Genomic DNA, 21,805 nt, shown 5'->3' on the forward strand with positions numbered 1-21,805 from the left:
GCATCATCATACTATCAAAACTCCTATCGTGGGAGAGGGGGTAGATCGAAGTGAAATAGAAAAATTTGTGCTCAATTTAAGATGAAATCTTGGCTAAAAAACTTTAGGGACGTTGCCTAATAGTTCGCCAGTGTTGGATAACCCAGGTGCAGTTTTCTTTCTCACTTACTCTTTTTCTGAGTGCCGCCTTGTTGTTTGTTATCCAACCCATGGTGGCCAAAGTTCTTTTGCCAGTTTACGGTGGGACTCCCGCCGTATGGACAGTATGTATGTTGTTTTTCCAGGCGCTCTTGCTTTTGGCCTACGCATACGCCTGGTTTTTAAGTCGTTTGCAGCATCCGCATAGCTGGAAAATAATTCATTTTAGCGTTTGTTTTTTAAGCCTTTTGTTCCTGCCAGTTCAATTTACTGCGCTTGCAAATGCAGATTTTCCTGAACGCGCAATTCTTGTACAGATAACGTTCCAGCTTGGCTTACCACTCTTGGTTGTAGCGGCTTCTGCGCCTTTATTGCAGTATACATTTAGTCAAATTAAAAGCAAAAGAAGACGTGATCCATATTTTTTATATGCAGCGAGTAACAGCGGCAGTTTATTGGCTTTACTTTGTTATCCCTGGCTAATTGAACGGTTCTTCAAGATCAGTGAGCAGTTTTATTACTGGAATGGTTTTTATGTGATTTATATGATTTTCTTGTGGAGTTTATTGTTTTATTTTCCTTACCAACCGCATATCGTCCGTTATAAAGAGCAAACTGCCTTGAGTTGGAAAAGGAGATTATGCTGGATATTTTTGAGTTTTATTCCTTGCAGTTTGATGTTGGGAGTGACTTTTTATATCACCACAGATGTAGCCGCCACCCCCTTGTTGTGGGTTATCCCACTCGCACTTTATTTATTATCTTATGTATTAACGTTTGCGCAGAAAAAAATCATTTCTCATGCATGGATTATTAAAAACGCGATATTCTTTTTAATTTTTCCTGTTTTAGGTTTTGTACTTGGTATTCATAAAATTCCGGCATGGCAAAGCATTTTAGTGCACTTGGCCAATTTTTTTGTGTTTGCGCTGCTCTGTCATGGTGAGTTGGCTGAAACGCGCCCCTCTCCCATCCATTTAACAAGTTTTTATTTCTGTATAGCGGTGGGAGGTGTGCTGGCAGGTATTTTTAATGGTTTGCTGGCGCCTGTTTTATTTAATGGCGCTTATGAATATCCCCTGATTTTGCTTTTATCCTTACTAGCCATTCCTGCCAGGGAAAAAACAAGCGACTGGCTATTGCCGGTGCTTATCTTATCCCTATTGCTAATAAATTTTTTTCTTCCAGCACAGCAGTGGCTTAAATGGGTAAAATCATCGCATGTCATTGAGGTCGTGGCATTGGCTGCAGCATTTATTTTTTCTAAAAATCAACGTACGCTTTTACTGTGCCTGGCTCTCTTGCTTATCTTTATTTTTATTGCCGGCCAAAAATCTACTAAGTTACTGGCGCAACAGAGAAATTTTTATGGGATAAAGGAAGTGCATGCGCAACCGGGCGCACACGTGCTAATGAGCCAAAGTACCTTACATGGTTTCCAACTTTTAAATGATCCAAATTCGCGAGAGGGTATTCAAGCTTATTATGGCGCTGTTTTGCCGGTAATTAGGGAAATGCAGCGCAAATCCTTAAGTCTTTCTGCGGTTGTTATTGGATTGGGGACAGGCATTATGGTTTGCCAGTTTCGCGAAAGAGATAAATTAACTATGGTTGAAATCGACGCCCAGGTTATGCAAATTGCCCAAGATCCAACCTTGTTTACCTACCTTCGCGATTGTAATTCGCAGTTGACGCTCCTGCGTAGCGATGGTCGTTTGGCGCTCAAAGAAATGAAGCGTGCTTCTCTGGATTTACTGGTCATCGATGCATTTACTTCTGATGCCATACCGGTGCATCTATTGAGTACAGAAGCCTTTTCATCGTATCGCAGTAGATTAAAGCGGCACGGAGTGATACTCGTTAACATCAGCAACCGGCATTTAAGGATTTTACCTATAGTGGCAGCTGCAGGCCGGCAGCTTGAAATGATCGTTTTGCACTTACAGCATCCAGGAGATCCCCGGTTGGGGCAGGTGGCTTCAGAATGGGCTTTGCTGACATTTGATACGACGCTCGCGTTTGATTTATTAAAAAAAGAATGGCGGTTTGTAGAGGAACCAGAAAACGTCACCTGGACTGATGATTATTCAACTATTCTTCCCTTGCTGAAGTTCTAATCTTTAATGCATACAAAAGGATAACACTATATAATGCGGTTTTAATGATTTTATTTAAATCTAATGGCTTTACATGTAGTCAGTGTGTTGAATTGCTTTTGTGACTATTTGCAAGAAAATAGTCAGCATTCTTTGCAGGAATTTACTCATAAATATCCAAATTTAACCATTGATTATAAAGAATTTCTCACCACTGGCATCAATAGCAATGTCGAAATCAAGAATGCTGCTGAACGTGTGCTGTCCTCGCTTGGTGTCTCTCGTCTTTATTGGGGACGTTTTCTTAATACTCCCATAAAGGTATATGATTTTTTAGTTGAATTGAGTGAATTAATTGAAGATCATCCCCAAAATGCAGCAATACAGGAATTATTGTATAGGGTTGATGAGGGCGATATTGGCAAGAAAATTAAGATAGGGACAGGGGTTGTACTGGCTGTGCTCGGTTTTTCTGCGCTCTCGCCTTTTTTATTAAGCGGTTTTACTGCAATACAACAGCTCTTGATCATGGGCGTGTTTTTCCCCAGCGCTGGAATCCTGTACACTTTAGCATCCGGCAGCTATCTTTTTTTTCAAAGTTTGTTCAACCCAAAATTATCAGCACGGGATTTTTTTCAAGACAATTTTTTTCTTTTTGTAAGCTCGGTAGTTAATATTGCTGCTTATGGAATTGTTATTGGTACGGCAGCTACTTTGTCACCTGTGACTTCCTTTTTATTTATTTTATCTTCCTTAATCCGCGTGCTGAAAGAAATAGTGAGCGCGGTACAATTTTTACGGGAATGGAAAAAAAATAATGACATAAGTGAAATGGACCCACTGGCAAGCCAACAGCAAGGAATACGCTTGGCATACGAATACACAAAACATCGTAATAAAATCATTATTAATTTAGTAACAGCAATAGCAGCTACCGGAGTGGTTGCAACTTGGTGCTTTATACCAGCAGGTATACTGCCAGGCTTATTAGGATTGATGGCTCTGGGGTTGGTTTATTTAGCAAGTTCAGTGGCCCAAACCTTGCAAGAAAACTTGATGCGCGATAAGCTTGAGCAGCAATTCACGACTTTAGAAAGTCAATTCCCTGAGCCAAATTTGGAGCATGAATTAAAAGATGAAGCAGTTGATCTGCCGCATCTGCAAGAATTCAAACCAACAATTCCTGGCATCATTCATGCCAATAAAGCAAATAAAATAGGCTTTTTCTTTAAAAAATCTGCAGAAATTATCTCTTCTTCCAATTCACCCAGTGACACTTTTCTAGATTCTCCCTCTTACACCAGCTAAAAGATCCAAGGGCCCCCTATATAATTGTAAGCAAAGATTAGACAGAAGCTAAATTTCCTTTGCATTCAAGCCAGGCTTTGCGATCACTTGCGCGTTTTTTTGCTAACATCATATCCATTATTGCAAAGGTTGATGCTTCATCTTCCAGGGTTAGTTGCACCAAGCGCCTGGTATTGGGATCCATGGTCGTTTCGCGCAGCTGTAAGGGATTCATTTCACCTAAACCCTTGAAACGTTGGACATTAGGTTTTATCTTGCCTTTGCTTAACTGTGCAATTACTTTGTCTTTTTCTTCATCATCGAGAGCATAATGCACTGCTTTCCCAGCGTCTATACGATAAAGTGGGGGCATGGCGACAAAGATGTGTCCCGCTTTGACCAAAGGTTTAAAATGCCTAAGAAAAAGGGCGCAAATCAAGGTGGCAATGTGAGCGCCATCAGAATCTGCATCCGCTAGAATGCAGATTTTTCCATAACGCAAGCCGTTTAAATCATCACTGCCTGGATCAACACCAATTGCTACGGAAATGTCATGGATTTCTTGTGAAGCAAGCACTTGCGAGGAGTCAACTTCCCATGCATTCAATATTTTGCCCCGCAAAGGTAGAATGGCTTGATAATCTTTATTGCGAGCTTGTTTGGCAGAGCCACCGGCTGAGTCGCCTTCTACTAAAAATAACTCCGCTTGGCTTAAATCTTGTTGCAGACAATCAGCTAATTTACCTGGCAATGCGGGTCCTTGCTGCACGCGTTTACGAGCCACTTGTTTGGATTGCCGCAGACGCTTTTGCGCCCGCTCAATCGCTAGAACTGCAATCGCCTCTCCTTGCGTTCGATGTTCATTCAGCCAAAGTGCGAAAGAGTCTTTGATGATGTTGCTTACAAAACTTGCAATTTGCCGTGAACTCAGTCTTTCTTTGGTTTGCCCGGCAAATTGGGGCTCTTTCATTTTAATTGATAAAACATATTGACAAGGTTCCCATAAATCATCGGCTGCTAATTTTATGCCGCGGGGGAGTAAATTACGTAATTCACAAAATGCAGCCAATGCTTCAAAAAGACCGGAGCGCAAACCATTGACGTGGGTACCACCTTGAATGGTAGGGATTAAATTGACATAGCTTTCATTTACCAGCGTGGCAGCAGCAGGTGTCCAGACGAGTGCCCAATCCACCGTAGCTTCTTCGCTCGTGAATTCGCCACAAAATGGTTCTTCCGGAAGATAGTCAGCGGCTAAAGATTGGTTTAAATAATTGACCAATCCTTTTTCATAGCACCAGTTTATTTCTTCATGAGTCAACTTATTGATAAATGTCATGGACAAGCCAGGACAAAGTACTGCTTTAGCGCGTAGGGAATGGGTTAATTGTTTGATTGAAATCCGGGTATTATCAAAATACGTTGTGTTGGGCCAAAAACGAATTATGGTGCCAGTATCCCGTTTTTTTGTTGTGCCGGTTTCAATTAGTTCGCTTTGTTTGTGCCCATTGGCGAAAGACATTTGATAAACAATCCCATTGCGTTTGATGGTGACTTCAAGGCGTTGCGATAAAGCGTTCACCACGGATACCCCGACACCATGCAATCCGCCGGAAAACGTATAGCTTTTATTGGAAAATTTACCGCCCGCATGCAAACGGGTCATGATCACCTCAACGCCGCTCAACCCTAACTGTGGATGGATATCAACCGGCATGCCGCGGCCATTATCTTCAACTTCGACAGAACCGTCTTCATGCAGGGTAACCATAATGTGACTTGCGAAGCCTGCGAGAACTTCATCCACACTATTATCAATCACTTCCTGCGCCAAATGATTTGGGCGGGTGGTATCCGTATACATGCCGGGACGACGTTGAACAGGTTCAAGGCCATTTAGGACTTCAATTGCTTCGGCAGTATAGTGTTCAGACATATGGCTAAAACTCAATCAATAAATTGCAATAAATTGCTGCCAGTTTACCATGAAAAAGAAGTATTTTAGTAGGTTAACCGCGAATAAAAAGGTCAAAAAATAACCATATTGGTGGTTTGTTATTTATATTGGCATGACTTTAAAGAATTTATCAATGCAAAGCCATTATCCTTGCCTGCTTGAAATGAAATGGATGATTTTTGTTCATCTTATCAAAGGGTTCTTTCACAAGGTTTTTAATAAGCTACTCACAGAGTTATGCACAGAATTTGTGGATAAGCTCTAACTTGCTTGAGAATGCCGATGGCTCATAAGTGCTTGTAGTTATTGGGCTTTATTACTTTTGGAATAGGGTTGGTAAGAGGGAGAAGAGGAAATATATAAAAGATATCCACAGGAAAGCTGAGGATCTTTTTTTAGAGAAATGCGCATCTTAGCAAGATAAATTTCTAAAAAAAAGACTTGACGAACAACTTTATTTTTATAAATAGTTTGCTTGAATTTGGCTGTAATTATAATTATTTACAATGTGTTTATAAAATAACTTTTGTAAATTATTAATCCTATGTTAAGATAAGTTGTGTATTTTCTGTATTCGGTCAAAAATCTCCAATGATGCAAAGAAACAGTACCTCACCATTTTTTGCTATCAACTTAAGTTGGTGTACGGTTGCATCTGTAATTCCTTCGTTTTTCGCCACCATTATTATCAGCATTATTCGCCTGTCTTAACGGTGAGCGGATTCTACGCCCGTTAAGGCAGGGCGATCTCTCAAAGACCATGCTCGCTCAATGCGTCTTCGCTAGTCTTCTAACCGTAATGAGAGATGAATCATGTTAATGCCTTTAAAAAATAAAAAAATGTTTGCCTACCCGATTTTAGTCATCAGCCTGGCGGCTTGCTTCTTATTTTATAAATACGTCTTACAAATTTTTCCGAGCATCATCACGGCACCTTTAATGAAACAATTTCACTTAACGGGTGCAGGGCTCGGAAGTTTGGCTGCAACCTTTTATTATTCTTATATGGTTACGCAGTTATTGGTAGGCATTCTTCTCGATAAATACAGCACGCAGCGCCTGACTTCAATGGCAATTTTTTGCTGTGCGCTTGGTGTTATCCTATTTTCCAGGGCAGAAACTCTTTTTGTTGCCAGCGTGTCGCGGGCACTGATGGGTGTTGGCGTTGCGTTTGCTACCGTTTCTTATATGAAACTTGCAGCAAACTGGTTTGCTGCAAAGCACTATGCTTTGGTAAGCGGTCTTTTGGCAACTGCTGCAATGGCTGGCGCTGTATTTGGGCAGGCGCCGTTAGCCTGGCTGGTGGAGCATTGGGGATGGCGTCAATGTTTATCTGGTGTTGGCATTATAGGTTTGGCTTTAGCTTGTCTTTTTTTTCTAATCGTACGCGATGCGCCCGGTACGAGCAGGAAACAAGATAAGGTTGCTTCGATTTCAATTAAAGATTTAATTGCAGTTTTAAAGAATAAGCAAAATTGGTTACTGACCTTATATAGTGGTTTTGCTTTCTCGCCAGTAGCTGTATTTGGTGGGTTGTGGGGCAATCCATTTTTGGAACAAGCTTATCAGTTAAGCAAAACGCAAGCAGCTTCGCTGACTTCGTTGGTATTTGTAGGTTTGGGGTTAGGAAGTCCAATTCTTGGGGCCCTCTCCGATCGGCTTGGGAATAGACGTTATGTGATGTTGATTAGTACGCTGGGATCAACTGTAGCGCTGAGCTTGCTGTTATATTGCAATACATGGTCTATTCAGATTTTGAGCCTATTGTTATTTTTCTTTGGTTTTGGATTGGGAGCATTCATGCTGGTTTTTGCCATGGGAAAAGAAATGAATCCGCTAGCCCTTACCGCCACAGTTATTGCAATGTTTAATACCAGCGATGCGATTTTTGATGCACTGACTGAACCGCTGATAGGGAAAGTTTTAGATGTGCAGTGGGATGGCCGTATGGTGGATGGCATCCAGCAATTTTCCCTCCCAAGCTATCATTTGGCCTTATCATTATTGCCAATTTATTTATTGATTGGAACGATTTTATTGTATTGGGTGAAAGAACCGAAACAGCATTCGTTTCACTGATACGCTTACCTGTCCCTAATAGCAAGTTATGGTTTCTGGATAATTAACTTGCTATTAGGTTTGCTTGTTGCATCGATGCTGGTATGGGTGTGCAGCTAGATTTGCCTTGGATTTTAAAATGCACACTTTTATCAGCAAGTAAGCTGGTGCGTGCTTAACACGTCGCAACTTCAATAATTAACACGGGTTATACGGTTCAGTTTTAGGCATAGATAATATGTTCTATATTTTTTCATTATGTTTTCCGGTATGCCTTGGTATAATGCAAACATTATTTGCCTGGACCACGATTTCTCATGCCTTTTAATCCCTTTATCCACGGTACTTCCTCGCAAACCTTAAGCATGATGCAGCATACTGATTTTCAGCTTATGCCCATCGTTGCAATGTTAAATAATTTTAAAGTAGCTCCGATGGTAGGGGAACTGACGCAAGGGGGATTTTCCATCATAGGTCATGGCTCCAATCTTGATACCATTACTGGAGCCCCAGCCTTCGGCCGTATTGAGCATACTCATTATGATCTTGATAAAGTGGTTGGAAATTATGCTAAAAATCCCAATGACACAAATTTGCAGGTTTGTCAGGAATACTTCAAAAATTTTCTAAAATCCACACATAAATCAGCATTTAGCGATTTAAATTTACTCATGATTTATCTGGTCCGGTTACGGCAGTTTGGCGTAAACATAACAGACGTAGTCCCCGCAGATGAAATAAACACATTGAGAGAGCGTTTGCACGCTACCGTACAATTTTATTATTTTTTAATGTGCGTGCAAAAACATATCTATATCCATGGGGCGGCAATAGATGAGTTTAAAAAGGAAAATGATTTGCAGGGTGACTATGCAGCGGGCGACTACATAGAACATTTCTTTTCTTTTGAGGCTTTTTTGGAAAAGCTTAAGAAAACGCAATTTAATATGGAGGAAATTTATAATTCACCATCATTTGAGAATATCAACAAACTCTTGGACTTTATTAAAATCCCTAAAGGTTATCAGGAAAAAATTAAAAGAAATCCTTGCGGGGAGGATAATTTTGCAGCCAAACGTGATTATCATTTTTTTAGCTCGCAAAAACCTGAATCAGGGGAAGTGTTTTATGAAGAAATAGGGGGGTATTTATTTACTAATCACCCATCTTATTCTTTCGCATATTATCTTGAAAGGTATTACCAAAGCTACATGCGTGCCCAAAGCAAGGCTGAAGTATTGTTAAATGTTTTTCCTGATTTTGAGAATTTTCACAGCAAAGTATTGTCTCATATAGAAGCATTGCAAAATAGAATTGCATTATGTAAGGCATTATTGGATGCTCGTGACGAAGAATTCATTCGTTACGATGAGCAAGATGAATTAATTGCCAAGCCGTTTCCAGTAGTATTTGTCACTGAAGCAAAGACCATAGAAGAATTTGAGAATGAGTACAGAAGTCGCGTGCCCCTTAAACTGGGCAAGGAAATGCAATTATTAGCTACCGATAATAAAGAAAATCAGAAAAGATTACGTGATTATTTGCAAAAAAACCATGTAGGCCCTGCAGAGGTACTTCTTTTTGACGATTTATATGCACTTCGCTCTAAGCCTGAGCATTACTTTGATGCATTGGTGAATGATGTTTGGGGTATGGCATTTGAATTAGCTAAAAAACAAAATTGTATGAATGGATTTTGTAAATTATACCGCACGTTCGCCGAGTTAAACGAAAAGCGCTATCGATTTAAAACGACGAATAAGGAAGTTTATGGCAAACTCAATGAATTGTTTATAGCTTTACAGCAAACCATTTTAACGCCAGATAAAAATAAAATTGATTTTAAAGGAATACAGAATACCCTGCAGCGGCATAGGCAGGAAAATTACATTCTTTACGCCACTCACCGCGGGATATTAGGGTATATTGATACGTTACTAACCATTCTTGCCAGTTTAGTGATATTTTATCCAATCACTTATGTGGTGCAAAAAAGCATGAACATAGCGCATACTTTTTTTGCAACGGATACAGAGAAAAAAATTAATAATTCCATTCTTGCTGTTGATGAAATTTTGGATGAAACGGCAGTTCTTGGGTGAATTTAATTGCTTGAGTAACAAATACTCAGTGATCATTTAAGGATCATTTAAGTAAAGCATAGCCTGCGTCTAGCCAACCTTGCGAGCCAGTCTGTAAAGAATAGACATTTTGATAGCCCATGTTTTGTAAACTATTGGCAACCAGGGCGCAACGGAAGCCGCCGCTGCAATACACAACAATTTCGGCGAGCGGATCTGGAATTTTCTTTTCAATATCACGTTCGATAATCCCTTTACTCAAGTGAATAGCATTAGGAATATGGCCAGTTTGCCACTCGTTGTCTTCCCGCACATCGATGAGATGAAAGGATTCTTGGTTGTCTATTTTTTTCTTAAGCGTGGCGGGAGTTATTTCTTTAATGCGCCCCTTGGCTTCATTTACTATTTTTAAAAATTGCGGAGAATGCTGTTTCATAGTTCATCCTTAAATGATGAATCCTCATGCTTTGCGGCATGATCTTCGCATGAGGATTTTCTTCCTGCAACATCGTCGGTTTTTAAGTAGTTGAGCCAGCAGTTTATTCTACGACGATTGGCGGAAATACATCGGCATAATTTAATGGTTTTCTAGCTAATTCAATAGCGGTTAGCAAGGCGGTTTTAACAAAGACTTTAGAAAGTTCGTCACGATTTGCTGCAGCAGTGGGAGCGCCCTGGTCGCAATCCAACCCAATGCGGCTATCTAAAGGAAGTTGGCCTAAGAATTTGCAATGGTGCTGTTCACAAAGTTTCTGCGCGCCGCCCGTGCCGAAAATATGTTCTTGATGATGGCAGCGGCTGCAAATGTGAAGCGCCATGTTTTCTATAATTCCTAACACATCAATGTTTGTTTTTTCAAACATTTTCATGGCTTTTTGGGCGTCAAGCGTCGCTACCGTTTGCGGAGTAGTTACAATCACTGCACCGCTTAAGGGAATTTTTTGCACCAAACTAAGCTGAATATCGCCTGTGCCTGGGGGTAAATCAATAAACAAATAATCAAGCTCATCCCATTGCGTGATATCAAGCATTTGCAGTAACGATTTGGCAAGCATTGGGCCCCGCCATATCAGCGCAGGTTCTCCTTCCGTTAGGTAGCCGATAGACATGGCTTGCACACCGTGCGCGATGACCGGGAGATAATGCTCGCCTTGCACTTGCACGGCTGGAGCTTTGCCCAACATCAGGGGGATACTTGGGCCATAAATATCTGCATCCAGAATGCCTACCCGTGCTCCTGCGCGCGCCAGAGCAATGGCTAAATTAACCGCTACCGTCGATTTGCCCACCCCTCCTTTGCCGGAAGCTATGGCGATTGTATTTTTAACCCCACGCAATCCTTTACCTGGCAATTGCGTACGGTGCGCCTTGATGAACTGATCAAGAGTGACTTGAATTTCGTAATCTGGCAGTGCTTGTTGTAATGCAGTCTGTACGGTTGCGAGCAGGGTATCTTGTAAAAAATGGGTAGGAAAACCGGCGCATAAATTCAGGGATAATTGGTTTTGTTCCAGAGTGATTAAAGGTTTAATGGGTAAATCTGACAGGCTTAACCCCAACAATGGATCAATCGTTTGGCTAAGAATGTTGGTAATTATCTTTTCGGGTTTCATGGCATTTTTGGTAAAAAAGAAGAAATCATACTCCCTGCGCTTCTATTTTACGAGCATATTTGCATATTCATTCACAGGATTATAGTCCCAGTCTACCCAAGATGAGTAAGCCAGATAATATAAACCGCAACGAACGGGTTCCTGATGTTTTTTATATAAAAATTCAGCATATTGATCGACTTGTTTGCGATGCTGTGTTTGTGCATCTGCTTCCATGCTGCCCGTCTTAAAATCAATAACCCAGCGTACGCCCTGCTCACAAAATGTCCTATCAATAATTTGCGTGATGATTTCGCCGTTTTGATAAGCTAGCAATTCATATTCGTTTTGTTCGTTTTCATGGGGCTTTATTAGCCATTGGCCAATGGGATCGTCAAACAATTTGTTTATTTGCTGCTTAATAATGTGCAAAGCATTTTCCAATGTTGCTCCCGTAAATCCCAGGCTCACTAACTGTGTTTCTGCCAATCCCCAAGGAATCTCGTCATACTGCTGCGGGTGATGCGTACAAATCCATTGCAATAATTCATGCGCGATTATACCCATGCTGCGAGCCTTCGTATAATCGGAAGTAAATAATTGAGTATTTGTTGAATTTACGTTAAGCACCGGCGCCTGCTCGTAATAAGCGACTGGAAGTTGAAGAAGTGTTGGGAAAACCGCGACTTCATCCATTGCTTTTTTTTCTAAGACTGCAGATGGATTAGTAAATTCTTGCTTGTGCAATAAATCACGAAACGTGCCGCGTATGGCTTTTTCAGAGCCATCAGTCAGATAGAGTCGTTTTTTAGCGCGGGTTACCGCTACATACAGTAAGCGCTGTTGTTCGTAAACATTTTTTTGTGCGTCAAGTTTCCCCAGATAATCATAAAGCACGCATTGCTCTTGATGTGCCGCTTTCATCGGGGATACCAATAATAAGTCTTGCTCGCGACTGGGAAGTTTAAGCCAGCGAAGCAGGGGCAGATCTCTATTTGCCGGTTTTGTGCCTAAGCCTGGCAAAATAACGCAATCAAACTCCAAGCCTTTCGATTTATGAATAGTCATTATGTGCAAACGGGAAGAACTGACGCGTTGGGAATACAGCTTATTAAGCTCTGCGATAAACTGCCGTTCATCAGCAAGCAAGCCCCGCTCCATGTGTTGCTCTAGTAAAACCCAATATTGCTCAAGATCAGCTTGCTCATCAGCGCTTAGGATATAATCCAGTTGCAAGGCTTTTAACGTATTGATAATCCAATCTGTCAGGGGCAATTGATGGCGTACAGCAAGTGCATTATGCAAGACATGGTAAATAAAGCGAGCGCGAAGGCGGCCGTCTTCACTTAATCCCGCAATTTCCTGAAGGCGGCTTAAGGCGAAATAAATGGATTTTCTTTTATCAAAATTGGCGATGCAGTGAATATCATGCAAAGCCAAGCCACACCAGGGACTGCGGAGCAATTCCAACCATACCAAACGATTGGCAGGTTTCAGTAAAACTTGTGTAATAGACCAAACATCGCTTAAATGGGGAAGATGTGTTAAGAGATCGATATCGACACCGCGAAAAGGGATGTGGTTTTTACGCAATAACGGAATGATTTCCCGAAGTTGGGTGCGTGAACGCACCAGAAGTGCTATTTCATCGTGAGGAAATGTTTCCATTTCATTTTTAATAATGTCCAAAACGGCAGCAGCCTCTGCGGCTGCGTCGGCAAATTCGCATGCGGTCAAAAAACTCCCGGGAGTTGCAGGTTGGGTGGGAGTCGATGCATGAAATGAGATTGCCCCAGATTCGATATCATCCACAGGCGGAAAAATTATTTTAAATTGCTCATTGACCCAATTAACCAGGGTAGAAGATGAGCGAAAATTACTTGTCAATTGCAAAGGAGTAAGGCGCACCGTACCAACCCCTTGTTGTTGCGCTCGCAGGAAAAGCCCGACCTCTGCAGAGCGGAACCGGTAAATGGATTGCATGGGATCGCCCACTACAAATAAAGTTTTTCCATCGTTGGGCTGCCACCCTTGCACCAGGCGCTCCAGCAGTTGAAATTGGGATATTGAGGTATCCTGGAATTCATCGATTAGTAAATGATGAATTTGATGATCAAGATAAAGAGCTAATTCCGTAGGATTATCTTCTTCACCTAATGCATGCAAAGCTTGTTGGGCGATCGCAGTAAAATCAACTGCATTTTGCTCCGTAAATACCAGATGCAGATGGGCTGCCAGTAAGGGCAGAAGGGTGAACAAAGCTTGCAAGACTTGCCATTGTTCCAATTCATATTGAGGGGGCGGTAAATTTTTTACGCGCAGTAAAGCATCCAGGAACTCCTGAGTTTCGTTTAATTTACTGAGTAAATTTTTGCTCGCTTCTTTTAAATGTTTATATTCTGCATCGGTGCAACTTCCTTTTTTTAGCCCCACATGGTGATCAAAGCTTTTTCGCAAGGTATTTTGCGAGGTAAGCAGCAGGGAGGCTAAAGCGGCGCACAAGGCACTGTCTAATTGGGTAAAATGCTCCCATGCGCGCAAAGGGAAAAAAGGAGATCCGACTTGGGCATCAAGGTAGACGAGTTGCTTTACCAGCATCAGCAACTCGTCCGCCAATTCTTTAGAAATACTTTGACAAAAGCGGGATACTTCATGTGCTTCTATCCAGGCTAAAGCTTGTTCAAAATGTTCGCGATTTTGTGCACGAGCTTTAAGTACCAATTCCATCCATTGATCGCGATTGGCCAGTAGTTCGGCAAGCAGTTCAAGCAAGGTATCCTGGCGGTTATCGACGTGATGCAGCAATTTTTTTAGGGCGGGCTGATACTGTGCATCGTGCAGGGTATGTTGCAGGCATGCTTTCGCGGCATTTAAATAAAGTTGTTGCGCGTGTTCAGTAATTTTGGCGTAAGGAACGTGCTTCTCGTGCAACGGGATAGCTTGAGCAAGCTTTTGACATAACGAATCAATGGTGAAGATGCGCAGGCTGCCTGGATTGTTTAATAATTGCCAATTGCATGCCTGATCTTGCTTTAGCGCGGCGGTTGCATAATTTTGAGTGAGTTGCTGATGCTCACTGCCGGGAGGTATCCCTTGGGCTGCCCGTTGCAAGGCCATTAAGATGCGCTCGCGCATTTCACTGGCAGCTTTACGGGTAAACGTGAGTGCAACAATCTGCTCTGGGGCACTCACCCGCGTCAGCAATCTTAAATAACGCTGCGTTAGAATTTCCGTTTTGCCTGAGCCCGCCGGGGCTTGCACAATATAGGATTCTTCCGGGTTCGTTGCCCGCAGCCGTTGTCCGCTGTCATTTAACATAAGCTTTGCTTGCTGTAAAAATGATTTCTTGTGCAGGCGGTCTTAAGTTATAAGAAGAACCCATGCAATACCCGTAAGCTCCGGCATTGGCAATCAACATGACATCTTGTTCAAAGGTGTGCGGCAGGAGGCGATCATATCCCAGGGTATCCCCTGTTTCACAAATGGGGCCAACAACGTGTGCAAACATTGCTTTTTCTTCACTAAGCCGGGTTAAATTAACGATTTCATGATACGCTCCGTACAGCGCCGGGCGCAGCAGAGAATTCATGCCGGTTTCAATTCCAATGAAACGCACCTTGCCTTTTTCCTTGCATTGCGTAACTTTAGCTAAAAGTACTCCGCTTTCAGAAACAAAGAAACGTCCGGGCTCGAGCCAGAATGCGATTTCTGGATGGCGTGATTTTACAGCAAGCAAGGAGGCATCAAGCGAGCCGAGATCCAGGGCGCGTTGGCCTGGTTTTTCTGCTACGCCCAACCCGCCTCCCAGGTTAATGATGCGTACATGCGGGAATTGGCCAAGCAAGCTGGTCAAGGTTAAAGCAGTTTGCTGCCAAAGATCGGGAAGCAAAATCCCACTTCCTGAATGGGCGTGAAGTCCTATCACGTTAATATCATACTGCTCCGTAAATTCCGTAACGCGCTTAAGTTCTGCAAGCGGTATGCCGAATTTTGATTCGTTGCCACCTGTGCAAACATAACGGTGGTGGCCGGTGCCGCACCCGGTATCAATGCGTAGCAGGATTGATTTTCCGCGAAATAATTCAGGCCATTGTGCCAAAGGATGGATGTTGTCTATCGTGACGTAGCAGTTAAGGGCAAGAGCGTGTTCATATTCCAACTTGCTGGAAAAATTCGGGGTAAACAGTACCTGATCTGTAGAAATGTCTGGGAATAATTTAAATACGTGCTGTAATTCGGGTAAGGAAACACATTCAAAACCAATGTCTTTTGTATAAAGAGTATGCAAAATATCTGGGTGCGGATTGGCTTTAATGGCATAGAAAAGCTTGTCAATGGCTTGCAAGCTCTGCAAGTCTTTCGCCTTCTCAGCAATTATGCGGCAATTGTATACGTAACAAGGGGACTGAGTTTCAGCTAACTGCAGCAAAGCTTGTTGTTCTTCTTCCCACCAGGGGATCATGCGATTTTCTTTACTTCCAAATTCTTCTTGCCAACTTTTGGAGTAGTAAAAACTTTGCGGATTATTTTCAATGAGCAAGGCATGAAGTTTCTGACACAATTTATCGGCTTGCACCTCATCCACAACAAAGGTCAAATTCAGATCGTTCGATGCAAGCGACATTAAATAAATTTGCTGAGAATCAAATACCTCCAGGGCCGGTCCTAATTGCGGTAACACTGTACGAATATGATGCCCGACCAAACTCACAGCGCTGCAGGGCTCAATAATTTTGGCCCGTCCAAATTGGTTTAAAGCGGCAAGCAGTGCTTCTAAAGCCATGCGGTTGCGCAATTTGGCGCTGGCATCCAAGGAGACAGTGACGTTAAATTCGGAGGAAGATAGCAAATCCACTGAAAAACCATGCATTTTAAATGTTGTAAACACATCCGCCAGAAAACCGACTTGCTGCCACATATGAAGTGTGTCAATCGATATCAAAATAATATTATGTTTAACCTGAATGGATTTGATAGGTGGTGCTGTGTCATCGCTTTCTCTGGAAATCCGCGTTCCAGAATGCTCAGGCATGCGTGTGTATTTTACAACCATTGGAATCGCGGCTTTGCGCACAGGCGGCAAACAATTTGGATGCAGAACTTTCGCCCCCATACTGGCAATTTCCTGGGCTTCGTCGTAATTCAATTGTTTCAATAGACGGGCATTGGGAAGTTGGTGAGGGTTTGCCGTATAAATGCCGGGTACATCCGTCCAAATTTCGCAAGCTTTGGCTTGCAGGATGGCGGCAAGCAATGCGGCAGATGTATCTGAGCCGCCGCGGCCTAACAGTACTGTTTCTCCCTGCTGATTTGCGGCAATAAATCCCTGGGTAATAATAGCAGCAGCTCCTGTTTGTAAAAGTTGGCTGGCCAATTTTGGATTGGCATCGCTGCTGCAACGTGCAGCCAGGTAATTAACCGCATCACCGCCTGCAACTGGTATGGGATTCAATGCTTCACGGACATCAAACCAGTGACAATTTATCCCTTTTTTCCGCAAAAAAGCGTGACCCAGGCGAGTCATCATTAATTCGCCCAGGCTCAAGATTTGTGCGCGTGTTTTCGGGGATGCTTCTTTTAGCAAAGCGATGCCTGTTAACCACTGCTGCAATTGTTGCAATTCAGGGTGGATGAGATCGGCGTTTACTTCCAGGGCACTTGCCAATTCCAGATAACCTGTACAAATTTGTGCTTCGATGCCTTGATGTTCATGCAGCAAGGCCGCGTCTATTGCTTTTTCTAATTTATTTGAAGCGTCGGCAAGGGCAGAACAAACGATAATGGGTTGCTCACCATTTTGTATATGTTTTTGTGTAATTGCCGTGATGTACTCCCAGTTTTCTCGGGAAGAAACGCTGGTGCCGCCAAATTTGCTGATGATTTGTTGCATAAAGAGTCTCGGGCAAAAAAAGAGCACATTACCATGGAGCGAAGGGGACAGACAAGATTTACCAGAAATACATGGCATTAATCGCAGTGTCCAATTGGTTTGCATGTTTGCTGTTCATTCACTCTGTATTTTTTGACGATAGGGTAATTATTTTATGAGCATGTTATTGCAAGTTTGTACCCCAATAGCATTGAAATTTAATTAATTATTTAAAAAAAATCTGCATTCCTTTATCATCGATTTATTTTGCAATGGTCGGAATGAGGAGTAGGGAGTGAAAAACATGCAAAGTCCCCGGAGGACGGTTATTAGTGCTGCCATCAGTACTTTGTTAGCCAGTAATGTGTATGCAGGTGGCTTTTCTCTGTATACGGAAGGAAGTGCTGCTGCCGTCGGAAATTATGCGGCCGGTGTGGCTGCGGAAGCTGCCGATGCTTCTATTGGTTGGTATAACCCGGCAGGGTTGGTATTACTGGGCAAACAACAAGCAGTATTCAGCGGCGTCGGAGTTTTTCCAAGCTCAAAGCTTACCGGTACTACAACGTTTGCGACTGAGGGATTACCTTCTTATGTGCAGAATTTCAGCGATCTGCAAGCTGCAAAAAATGGGTTCGTTCCTTCTGTGCACTATGCTTTGCCGCTGGGTGAAAATTCAGCATTTGGTTTGAGCATTGTTTCTCCATTTGGTTTGTCGACCGAATACTCAACAGTTTCTCCCGTCCGTTATTCCGCTACCTTTACTGAACTTTTGACGATAAATGTATCACCTGAAATAGCCGGAAGATTAACGGATAATTTCGCGATTGGCGGTGCGCTTGATTTGCAGTGGTCGCAAGTCAAATTCAACCGTATGCTGGGTGCACCTACCTTACTGCAAGCCGGTGGCTTGGATCCAACTTTGTTTGATTCTTTAAGTTATAACAAGGGTCATTCATTTGGTTTAGGTTTTCATGCCGGTGTGATGGGTATGTTTAATGATAATCACACGCGCATTGGTTTGAATTATCAATCTAAAATCAAACACACCTTCCACGGTTACAGCAAATTAACCGGGCCGCTGGCTGATCCAGCCACGTTTAACCAATTGGGTGTTTTCCGCAGCGATTCACTTTTTAGTAATGATATTGAGTTTCCGGATATTGTGACCTTGAGCGCTTATCAGGATATTACTGACAAGCTGGCTTTGTTAGGATCGGTGGTGTATACCGGCTGGGATGTTTTTAACATTATTCAATTGAATAATGTGGCCGCTTTTTCCCCGCTAGCCGGCAGTGTGGTGGTTAATTCAACCAGCGTGCAGGATTATCGCAATGCTTGGCGTTTCTCAGTTGGGGCAAACTATCACTTTAATGAGAAATGGATGTTGCGAGTCGGCGGTGGTTATGAGCAGACACCAACCATTGATGGTCAACGCGATATTCGTTTGCCTGATGGCAATCGTTGGGCATTGGCAATCGGCGCACATTACCAGATGTGGCCAGCAGTTGGAATTGACGCAGGTTATGCTTATTTATTTGGGCAAGATGATATCCCGATTAATAAGACGGATGCTCTGGGAAGCTCATCCTATACCGTTAATGCCCGGGCGAATGCTCACGCTCAATTAGTGGGCTTGCAAGCGGTTTGGACTATCGATAAAGAAACTAAATAATTCAAGTTGCAGTGTCCCGGATAACGACATGGTATCCGGGATATGACTCTTGACTATCGCTGTGTTAAGCAACAGCAGCACTTTAAGGCTGTAGTCAATCTTTTGTTAAGGTAACTTCGCCAATATTATTTACGGTTAGGGTGTAGCCGTTTCCTTTCACCACCTTGGGTGAAATTTCTCCTGTGCTCAAATCCATGGTAACCCAGCCCAGATCCACGGGATGCGGCGTATTGGTTTCCATTTTAACCAATGCTGAACATTTACCGCCGGCGTTATGTCCAAAGCATGCCATTCTTACTTCGACCCAAGAAACTACGCCATCGCTCTTTGCGCGGGTAGGATGGGTGGAAGGCACAACGCCTGCAACATAAGCATTTGATTCCACCGAAGTGGTGTTATGGGTAATCAGTTTTTGCGGGGCTGCCAAAGCGGCGGTTGCGGTCACGCTCAAGGCGGCTGCTGTAAAAATTTTTAAAAAGCGGTGCATATGATGCTCTCCATAAGAATAAAATTGCGCAAATAATCCCCATTAATATAAAGGTATATGAAGCAGGCAGCAATCCTTAACTATGAAAACTGCAAATTCGGCATAGAGGCGCAAGAATTAATCGGCTATAATCAGATGATTTGTAGCTCATATTGGCAAATTAATAATTTATGGTATATGTCCTGTGCCAAGCTGTAATAATTGCGAGCAAGACCTGTGAAACGACAAGATTTTCATTTTGACCTACCCTCTGAATTAATCGCTCAGTACCCCTTAGAGAAGCGCAGCGATTCGCGCCTTCTGTATTACCGCCGTGATGCCAAGCATTGCGGGCACCATCAATTTAAGCAAATTGCTGATTTTCTTGAAGTAGGCGATCTTTTAGTGATGAATAACAGTAAAGTTATTCCTGCCCGATTGTATGGGAATAAAAAGAGTGGTGGTAAAGTTGAATTATTAGTCGAGCGAATTCTTGGCACTGATTCTTTTTGGGCTCACATCAAGGCAAGTAAAGCTCCTAAACCGTCCAGTTTAATCATGTTGCAAAACAATTGGCAAATAGAAATTACTGAGCGTAACGATGATTTGTTTTGCTGCAAGGTAAATGGGGATGTAGACGCCATGTTGCATGAAATTGGCCATATTCCTCTCCCTCCCTATATTGCGAGAACCGATGAAGCTCTGGATTTAAATCGTTATCAAACCGTCTATGCAGAACATAAAGGGTCAGTGGCTGCTCCTACTGCCGGGTTACACTTTGATGAAGAAGTGCTGGCTCGCTTGAAAGCGAAAGGAATTCAATTTGCTTATTCAACGCTGCACGTAGGCGCTGGTACATTTAGGCCTGTGCGCGTTGACAATGTGCTTGAACATAAAATGCATCGGGAATTTTTCACGGTCAGTGAAACACTCTGTGCCGCAGTACGGGCGACGCGTGCGGCAGGGAAACGGGTGGTTGCCGTGGGAACAACCGCCTTACGCAGTCTTGAAAGCGCCGTACAAGGAGGCGAGCTTAAGCCGTGCAGCGGTGATACCGACATTTTTATATACCCTGGCTATCAATTTCAGGTATGCGATGGGCTGATTACCAATTTTCATTTGCCGGAATCCACTTTGTTGATGCTGGTTTCTGCTTTTATAGGTCATGCGCAAACCATGGAACTGTATCGCGTCGCAGTCGAGAGCCGCTATCGTTTCTTTAGTTATGGCGATGCATGCTTGCTGTTATAATGCAGATTTTTTCTTGAGTATTCTGATTGCAGGTTCCCATGATTCCTATTTTAACTACAGCAGCCGGGAATTCTTTAACCGCTGCGAATTGGCAGGAAATCGGTATTAAAACGGTTTCGTATTCACTCGCTTCTCTTTTATATAAGCCTGGTTATCGCTTATTAAGAGAATTATCTGCCTTAGGTGAATACACCGGCTGGCAAGGTGAATTTGTGCTTAATGCCATTCTGCCACCCGCTAAAGAGGGTTTGTTCAATTTACGCTCTCCTTACGATGGCAGCCATGTGAGGATTTCTGTGCAGGAGTTGTTCGATTTAATCAATCATCTGCGGCCGAAATTTGTTTTGTTGCCTGCAGGCATGAAGGCAACAGGCATAGATATCTTAAAAATTTTGCATGGGCACATAGTTCCTTTATTTCCTATTACTGATTTACCACAAAACGATGACAGGGAATTCGGAGTTTATGCGGTACAGGAAGATGTGAATAAACCATTACCTGATTTTAGTGCCCATAAGAATAAATTACGTTACATCGCCGGTGAATTAGATTTCGCATCCATTGCAAGCCTTAAACATGCTGTTGACTTGATTGAGTCGGATCATCCTGCCGCTGATGCATTTGCAGGGCGCGTTTATGATTCTTCAGGGCCTTTTTTATTAACAGACAGCCGCTACGCGCTGGATTTTGCGCCAATCAGTAAAGATTGCTGTTGCCCAACTTGCAAAAGTAAGTACACGCGCGCTTATTTGCATCATCTCTTCGCCCATACCCCACTTTTATGCCAACGATTTTTGCTACAGCATAATGTGTTTTTTATAAATCAGCATTTGGATGGCTGATTTCTGATGGATCCAAATGGTGCCTTAAGTGAATTTCCCGCGACTTCATTTACGGCAACGCAAAATACCGATATTATGTCACGCAAATTTATACCATTAACTTGCTCTGACTCTGTTTAGGGTTGGCACAAGGCGCATTATGTAATTTAGGAGAAAAAAATGAGTTTTTTTATTCGTGATGCAATGGCTGCGGCGGCGACACCACCAGCACAAGATGGCACATTTTCATTAATCATGATTGTGGCTATTTTTGTACTTTTTTATTTTATGCTCATTCGTCCGCAAAACAAGAGAGCCAAGGAACACCGCGAGTTAATTAACAAACTGAAAAAAGGCGATGAAATCATTACCTCCGGCGGCATGCTTGCAAAAGTTACGGAAATAGGCGAGCAATACATTAAAGTTAGTGTGGCCGAAGGAATTGAAATCAGTTTGCAACGTCATGCTGTAAGCACAGTTTTGCCTAAAGGTACTTTAAAATCACTTTAAGCCATAG

14 protein-coding genes are annotated in these 21,805 nt (G+C 42.7%); 8 read left to right on the plus strand and 6 right to left on the minus strand.

The window, feature by feature from the left end; all coding sequences use genetic code 11:
• Positions 1–146: 146 nt before the first annotated feature.
• A complete protein-coding gene (locus tag ELY11_RS07010) occupies positions 147–2,255 on the plus strand; it encodes a spermidine synthase (protein WP_127032788.1) in 2,109 nt (702 codons plus the stop codon).
• A 63-nt stretch (positions 2,256–2,318) separates the two neighbouring features.
• On the plus strand, positions 2,319–3,542 hold the full coding sequence (locus tag ELY11_RS07015; RefSeq protein WP_126953631.1) for a hypothetical protein: 1,224 nt from the start codon (positions 2,319–2,321) through the stop codon (positions 3,540–3,542).
• A gap of 37 nt (positions 3,543–3,579) precedes the next feature.
• Here the strand turns inward: ELY11_RS07015 and parE are convergent, their stop codons facing one another.
• Positions 3,580–5,457, minus strand: a complete 1,878-nt coding sequence (parE, locus tag ELY11_RS07020; RefSeq protein WP_127032790.1) for a DNA topoisomerase IV subunit B — start codon at positions 5,455–5,457, stop codon at positions 3,580–3,582.
• Positions 5,458–6,291: 834 nt separating this feature from the next.
• Between parE and ELY11_RS07025 the strand changes: the two genes are divergently transcribed.
• On the plus strand, positions 6,292–7,557 hold the full coding sequence (locus tag ELY11_RS07025; RefSeq protein WP_233579725.1) for an MFS transporter: 1,266 nt from the start codon (positions 6,292–6,294) through the stop codon (positions 7,555–7,557).
• A 296-nt stretch (positions 7,558–7,853) separates the two neighbouring features.
• A complete protein-coding gene (locus ELY11_RS07030) occupies positions 7,854–9,638 on the plus strand; it encodes a hypothetical protein (protein WP_127032792.1) in 1,785 nt (594 codons plus the stop codon).
• Between the two features lie 43 nt (positions 9,639–9,681).
• On the opposite strand, the gene ELY11_RS07035 is transcribed toward ELY11_RS07030, so the two are convergent.
• The 4 genes from ELY11_RS07035 to ELY11_RS07050 form a co-directional block, all read right to left on the minus strand.
• A complete protein-coding gene (locus ELY11_RS07035; RefSeq protein ID WP_126953634.1) occupies positions 9,682–10,053 on the minus strand; it encodes a rhodanese-like domain-containing protein in 372 nt (123 codons plus the stop codon).
• Between the two features lie 103 nt (positions 10,054–10,156).
• Positions 10,157–11,230 (minus strand): iron-sulfur cluster carrier protein ApbC, encoded by a 1,074-nt coding sequence (gene apbC, locus ELY11_RS07040; RefSeq protein WP_127032794.1) that lies wholly within the window; start codon positions 11,228–11,230, stop codon positions 10,157–10,159.
• A gap of 42 nt (positions 11,231–11,272) precedes the next feature.
• Positions 11,273–14,527, minus strand: coding sequence for a UvrD-helicase domain-containing protein (locus ELY11_RS07045; protein WP_127032796.1), 3,255 nt, complete (start codon positions 14,525–14,527; stop codon positions 11,273–11,275).
• Complete coding sequence (locus ELY11_RS07050) at positions 14,517–17,099, minus strand: bifunctional aspartate kinase/diaminopimelate decarboxylase (RefSeq protein ID WP_127032798.1); 2,583 nt, start codon at positions 17,097–17,099, stop codon at positions 14,517–14,519. Before ELY11_RS07050 ends, ELY11_RS07045 begins: the two co-directional genes overlap by 11 nt.
• A gap of 274 nt (positions 17,100–17,373) precedes the next feature.
• Here ELY11_RS07050 and ELY11_RS07055 point away from each other — a divergent pair, with 274 nt between their 5' ends.
• The gene (locus tag ELY11_RS07055) at positions 17,374–18,750 is read left to right on the plus strand and encodes an OmpP1/FadL family transporter (protein WP_407656435.1); all 1,377 of its coding nucleotides are present in this window, start codon (positions 17,374–17,376) and stop codon (positions 18,748–18,750) included.
• Positions 18,751–18,844: 94 nt separating this feature from the next.
• On the opposite strand, the gene ELY11_RS07060 is transcribed toward ELY11_RS07055, so the two are convergent.
• On the minus strand, positions 18,845–19,237 hold the full coding sequence (locus ELY11_RS07060) for a hypothetical protein (RefSeq protein WP_127032802.1): 393 nt from the start codon (positions 19,235–19,237) through the stop codon (positions 18,845–18,847).
• A 216-nt stretch (positions 19,238–19,453) separates the two neighbouring features.
• Here ELY11_RS07060 and queA point away from each other — a divergent pair, with 216 nt between their 5' ends.
• From queA to yajC, 3 genes are all read left to right on the plus strand, one after another.
• Positions 19,454–20,467, plus strand: a complete 1,014-nt coding sequence (gene queA / locus ELY11_RS07065; RefSeq protein ID WP_127032804.1) for a tRNA preQ1(34) S-adenosylmethionine ribosyltransferase-isomerase QueA — start codon at positions 19,454–19,456, stop codon at positions 20,465–20,467.
• Between the two features lie 38 nt (positions 20,468–20,505).
• Positions 20,506–21,309: a tRNA guanosine transglycosylase family protein gene (locus tag ELY11_RS07070; RefSeq protein WP_126953641.1), complete on the plus strand. Its 804-nt coding sequence runs from the start codon at positions 20,506–20,508 to the stop codon at positions 21,307–21,309.
• 159 nt (positions 21,310–21,468) lie between these two features.
• On the plus strand, positions 21,469–21,798 hold the full coding sequence (yajC, locus tag ELY11_RS07075) for a preprotein translocase subunit YajC (protein ID WP_126953642.1): 330 nt from the start codon (positions 21,469–21,471) through the stop codon (positions 21,796–21,798).
• The last annotated feature ends 7 nt before the right edge of the window (positions 21,799–21,805 follow it).

It is taken from the genome of Legionella septentrionalis, from assembly GCF_003989745.1.
Lineage (GTDB): Bacteria > Pseudomonadota > Gammaproteobacteria > Legionellales > Legionellaceae > Legionella_A > Legionella_A septentrionalis.